We start from the raw sequence: 5486 nt of genomic DNA on the forward strand, positions 1-5486 counted from the left end.
GGTTGCCCTTGTAGAACCATTCCGGCTGCACGCCGATCTCGCCCTTGGCCGGCTTGCCGCCCTCCAGCCCCATGCGGAACATCTTCATGGAATCGGTGAGCTGCTCCTCGCCGTCGCTGAGCTTCTTGTGCATGGAATCGCGTGTCGCGGCGGAGCCGAGATGTGTAAGCCCGGTGCCGGTAAGGTGGAGATGCGCGGGGTCGGGATGGTTGATCGGCGACACCAGGCGTCCCTTCTTGTAGACGGCGTCGAGGTCGACCGTCTCGCCATAGCCCTTGCGCTCGATCAGCGCCTCGAGCCCGGTGCCGGTGCGGGCTGCCTCCATCGCCAGCGAATAGACGCTGCGCGCGCCGTTGATGATCCGGGTCTTGCCGCCGCTGCGGGCAACGACGCGGATCGTCTCGGCGTCATCGAGGATCTGGGAAATCAGCATGATGAACCCTCTCTCTTTTGCGTTGGCCCGGCTGCCGATTGGCAAGCCCTGACCGGCGCGGCCCGGAACCGATCCGCGCCACGGTTGAAACTCTTCGTCCGGATTGCACTCGCGAGCCTGGTCCTTCCAGGACTTCTTCGCGCCGACGGGTTGCCGGCAGCTTCGCGATCTAGAACCCGTATGCCTCCTTAGTCCTTGCCTCCGGCCTCTACGCCTTGTTCTTGTTGTAGACGTCGAAGATGACGGCACCGAGCAGCACCAGGCCTTTGACCACCTGCTGCCAGTCGACATTGACGCCCATGATCGACATGCCGTTGTTCATCACGCCCATGATGAAGCCGCCGACCACGGCGCCGATGACCTGTCCGACACCGCCCATCGCCGAGGCGCCCCCGATGAAGACCGCGGCGATCACGTCGAGCTCGCTGCCCAGACCGGCGGCCGGGACGGCCTGGCCGAGGCGAGCGGCGATGATCAGGCCGCCGAGCGCCGACAGCACGCCCATGTTGATGAAGACGAGCAGCGTCAGCCTTTCGGTGTTGATGCCCGACAGCTGCGCCGCCTTGGCGTTGCCGCCCATCGCATAGATGCGGCGGCCGATGGTCATGCGCTTGGTGACGAAGACGAACAGCGAGATCAGCACGCCCATCACCAGAAGCACCACCGGCAGGCCCCTGTAGCTGGCGAACTGGAAGACCAGGAACAGCGCCAGCGCGCTGCCGACCAGCGTCTTGACGACGAACAGCGGGAAGGGCTCGGCCTCATAGCCATGCCGTTCGCGCTTACGCCGTGTTCTGAAGCCGAAATAGGCATAGGCGAGCACCGCGACCAGACCGAGCACGATCGTCGTCATGTGCAGCGTAAGGCCGCTGCCGACGATGGTCTTGCCGGCGGCATTCACCGTCGGCGGAATGAGCGTCAGCGGGCCGATGACGTCGGGGATGAAGCCGGAGCTCAACGCCTTGAAGCTGTCGGGAAGCGGACCTACCGAGGAGCCGCCGCCAAGCAGTGCCTGGCAGATGCCGCGGAAGATCAGCATGCCCGCCAGCGTCACGATGAAGCTCGGTATTCGGTGATAGGCGATCCAATAGCCTTGCGCCGCGCCGATAAGCGCACCGACGATCAAGCAAACGATAGAGACCACCAGAGGATTGCTGAATATACCGAGCGGCCAGATGACCATCATCATTGCGGCAAGCGCGCCGATGAAGCCGGCGACCGATCCCACGCTGAGGTCGATATAGCCGGCGACGATCACCAGCAGCATGCCAAGCGCCATCACGATGATGAACGAGTTCTGCTGCACCAGGTTGCTGAGGTTGACCGGTTTGAACAGCGTGCCGGACGTCGTGTACTGGAAGAACAGCATGATGACGATCAGCGCGATGATCAGTCCGTATTCGCGCAGGTTCGTCGTCAGCGCCGAAACGGCGACACGCGGACCATGCTTGACGTCTTCGGCGACGCCGCTCTGCGGCGCGGGAGCGCTTTCTGTGCTCATGAGGCTTTTTTTCCTTCTCCCCGAACGATGGCGCGCATGATCTTTTCCTGGCTGGCGTCGCTTGCCGCCATTTCGCCGACGATACGCCCTTCGTTCATGACATAGATGCGGTCGGTGATGCCGAGCAATTCCGGCATTTCCGACGAGATGACGACGATTGCCTTTCCCTCTGCGGCGAGGCGGGCGATGATCGTGTAGATTTCGTACTTGGCGCCGACGTCAATGCCGCGCGTCGGTTCGTCGAGGATCAGCACTTCCGGGTCGGCGAACAGCCATTTCGACAGCACCACCTTTTGCTGGTTGCCGCCCGAAAGATTGCCGGTCAGCTGATAGACGCTGGATGCGCGGATGTTGGTCTTCTTGCGATAGTCGTTGGCGACGCTCATCTCGCGCATGTCGTCGATGACGCCGCGGCTGGAGACGCCTCCCAAATTGGCCAGCGTCACGTTGTGCTTGATGTGGTCGATGAGGTTGAGGCCAAAGGTCTTGCGGTCCTCGGTGACATAGGCGATCCGGTTCTCCACCGCCTTGCTCACCGTCGAAAGATCGAGAGGCTTACCCCTGAGCAGGACCTCGCCGCTGATATGCCGGCCATAGGAACGGCCGAACAGGCTCATCGCGAATTCGGTGCGGCCGGCGCCCATCAGCCCGGCAATGCCGACCACCTCGCCCTTGCGCACATTGAGGTTGACGTTCTTGATCACCTGCCGCTCGGCGTGGATCGGATGGTACACCGACCAGTTCTTCACTTCGAAAATAACCTCGCCGATCTGGGGCTCGCGCGGCGGGTAGCGGTCGTCGAGCGAGCGGCCGACCATCGAAGTGATGATCCGGTCTTCGCTGATGTCCTTCCTGGGCAGGGTCTCGATGGTGCGCCCGTCGCGGATCACCGTCACCTTGTCGGCGACGCGGTTCACCTCGTTGAGCTTGTGCGAGATCAGGATCGAGGTCATGCCCTGGCGCTTGAACTCGAGCAGAAGATCGAGCAGCGCCTGGCTGTCCTTTTCGCTGAGCGAGGCGGTCGGCTCGTCAAGGATCAGCAGCTTCACTTCCTTGCTGAGCGCCTTGGCGATCTCGACCAGTTGCTGCTTGCCGACGCCGATATTGGTGATCAGCGTCTTGGGATCTTCCTTCAAGCCGACTTTGTCGAGAAGGGCCTTGGTGCGCTTCTCGTTGGCGTTCCAGTCGATGACGCCGTAGCTGGCGTGCTCGTTGCCCAGGAAGATGTTTTCCGCGATCGACAGCATCGGCACCAGGGCAAGTTCCTGGTGGATGATGACGATGCCGATATGCTCGCTGTCATGGATACCCTTGAAGTGGCATTCCTGGCCGCGAAAGACGATCTCGCCTTCATAGGTACCGGTCGGGTAGACGCCCGACAGCACCTTCATCAGCGTCGATTTGCCGGCGCCGTTCTCGCCGACGATGGCGTGGATTTCTCCTTCCTCGACGCTGAGGTTGACGTTCGACAGCGCCTTCACGCCGGGGAACGTCTTGGTGATGTCGCGCATCTCCAAAATCGTCGAGCTCATCAGGAATTCCGCTCCCTGGCGCATGCCTGCCGTTTCCGGAAGGCGTTATGCGCGAAATCAACATACTGCAGTCTGGCTCGCGCCGCGATGGCGCATGGCGCTGCAGAAGCCGGCAAAAACAATACCGGGGTCGCTTCTGAACGAAAAGGGGCCCTGCGTCGCGCAGGACCCCTCCCTTAAAGGCTGGATTACTTCAGCTCTTCGGCCTTGATGTAGCCGGAGTCGACGACCAGCGCCTTGTAGTTCGACTTGTCGACCTCGTGCGGCGTCAAGAGGATCGAGGGAACGACCTTGACGTCGTTGTTGTAGGTCTTGGTGTCGAGGCCGTCGGGCTTGCCGCCGGAGAGCACCTTGTCGACCAGCTGCACGGTGGCCTTGGCCAGCTCGCGGGTGTCCTTGAACACGGTCGAATACTGCTCGCCCGAAATGATCAGCTTGACCGAGGCGGTCTCGGCGTCCTGACCGGTCACGATCGGCCAGGGCTGAGCATCCGTGCCGTAGCCGACAGCGCGCAGCGAGGCGGTGATGCCGCGCGACAGGCCGTCATAGGGCGACAGAACGCCATCGACGCGGCTGCCGTCCGAGTAGTTGGCCGAGAGCAGGTTGTCCATGCGGGCCTGGGCGGTGGCGGCGAGCCAGCGCAGCGTGCCGACCTTGTCCATGCCCATCTGGCCGGACTTGATCTTGATCGAGCCGTCGTCGATCAGCGGCTGCAGGACCGACATCGCGCCGTTGTAGAAGAAGAAGGCGTTGTTGTCGTCGGGCGAGCCGCCGAACAGCTCGACGTTCCACGGCTTGGTGTTCGGGAAGCGCTCCTTGAGGCCCTTGACCAGGGAATTCGCCTGGATCACGCCGACGCCGAAATTGTCGAAGGTGGTGTAGTAGTCAACATTCGGGGTCTTCTTGATCAGCCGGTCATAGGCGATGGTGACGACGCCTGCGTCATTGGCCTTCTGCAGCGCATCGGCCATGGTGGTGCCGTCGATCGAAGCGATGATCAGCGCTTTCGGGCCTTTCGTGATCTCGTTTTCCAGCTGGCTGAGCTGGTTCGGGATGTCGTCCTGCGCGTATTGCAGGTCGACCGTGTAGCCCAGCGCTTCGAGCTGGGACTTGACGGCGTCGCCGTCGTTGATCCAGCGCTGCGAGGTCTTGGTCGGCATCAGCACGCCGACGAGACCCTTGTCGGCGGCGTGCGCCGAATAGGTCGTGGCGGCAATGCCAAGGGCCGCGACGGCGGCCAGCGTCTTGATGATCTTCACATTTACTCTCCCTGGTTGATGGACGCGACACCTCGGGGCTTCGCGGGCCGCGCAGTCGAACAGGAGCGCAGTCGCGCCTCTGTCGGCTTTATCGATCTCCGGTATCCTCCCAATCGGCCCCGCGACGCAGTTTCAATCGATACGATTTTGCTCGTTGCCGATCGCTGCGTCTCGGAACGCGCGAAGGGTGTGTCCCTTTGACATAACTGTCAAATGCGATCTTTGCTGGTTGCTATACCGAAACTGGTATGATTTAGCGTAGAGCAGAGAACTGCCGGAGAGGCTGGGAAATCATGGCGGCGCTGCGCGATCCTGATGCGATTTCAGGGAGTTACGAGAAGCTTCCGGGGGACGGCGAAACGCTCCTGCGCAGCGGCCTGAGCCTGCGCCATATGCGAATGATCGCCGCGCTCGACGATCACGGACGGGTGAGCGCCGCCGCCCAGGTGATGAATATTTCCCAGCCGGCGGCCTCGCGCATGATCGCCGAGATGGAGGCGGTGCTCGACGTGAAATTGTGCGAGCGGCTGCCGCGCGGCGTGACGCTGACCCCTTACGGTCAGGCGCTCGCCAGGCGCGCCCGCTCGATCCTGCTCGAAATGCGCGAAGCCGACCGCGAGATTTCGGAACTCAAGGCAGGCAAGGGCGGCTCGGTGTTTCTCGGCGCCGTGACTGCGCCGGCGATCGAACTGGCGGTGCCGGCGATTCGCGAGATCCGCCGCATCTATCCGCGCATCGAGATCACCATGCAGGTCGAGACC

4 protein-coding genes and 1 pseudogene are annotated in these 5486 nt (G+C 62.4%); 1 reads left to right on the forward strand and 4 read right to left on the reverse strand.

The window, feature by feature from the left end; all coding sequences use genetic code 11:
• The 4 genes and pseudogenes from EOA75_RS27910 to chvE all read right to left on the reverse strand — a co-directional run.
• Positions 1–433: pseudogene (locus EOA75_RS27910) on the reverse strand (GguC protein); the annotation flags it as partial.
• A 208-nt stretch (positions 434–641) separates the two neighbouring features.
• Positions 642–1934, reverse strand: a complete 1293-nt coding sequence (gene mmsB / locus EOA75_RS27915; RefSeq protein ID WP_066996778.1) for a multiple monosaccharide ABC transporter permease — start codon at positions 1932–1934, stop codon at positions 642–644.
• Positions 1931–3466 (reverse strand): multiple monosaccharide ABC transporter ATP-binding protein, encoded by a 1536-nt coding sequence (gene mmsA, locus EOA75_RS27920; RefSeq protein ID WP_067322747.1) that lies wholly within the window; start codon positions 3464–3466, stop codon positions 1931–1933. Before mmsA ends, mmsB begins: the two co-directional genes overlap by 4 nt.
• Positions 3467–3654: 188 nt before the next feature.
• Positions 3655–4725 carry a multiple monosaccharide ABC transporter substrate-binding protein gene (gene chvE, locus EOA75_RS27925; protein WP_066996783.1) on the reverse strand — a complete coding sequence of 357 codons (1071 nt, stop codon included), beginning with the start codon at positions 4723–4725 and terminating at the stop codon, positions 3655–3657.
• A gap of 293 nt (positions 4726–5018) precedes the next feature.
• On the opposite strand from chvE, the gene EOA75_RS27930 reads away from it, so the two are divergent.
• A partial coding sequence (locus EOA75_RS27930) for a LysR family transcriptional regulator (protein WP_164747601.1) occupies positions 5019–5486 on the forward strand: 468 nt, incomplete at its 3' end.

This window comes from Mesorhizobium sp. M1A.F.Ca.IN.022.07.1.1 (genome assembly GCF_003997575.1).
Taxonomy (GTDB): domain Bacteria; phylum Pseudomonadota; class Alphaproteobacteria; order Rhizobiales; family Rhizobiaceae; genus Mesorhizobium.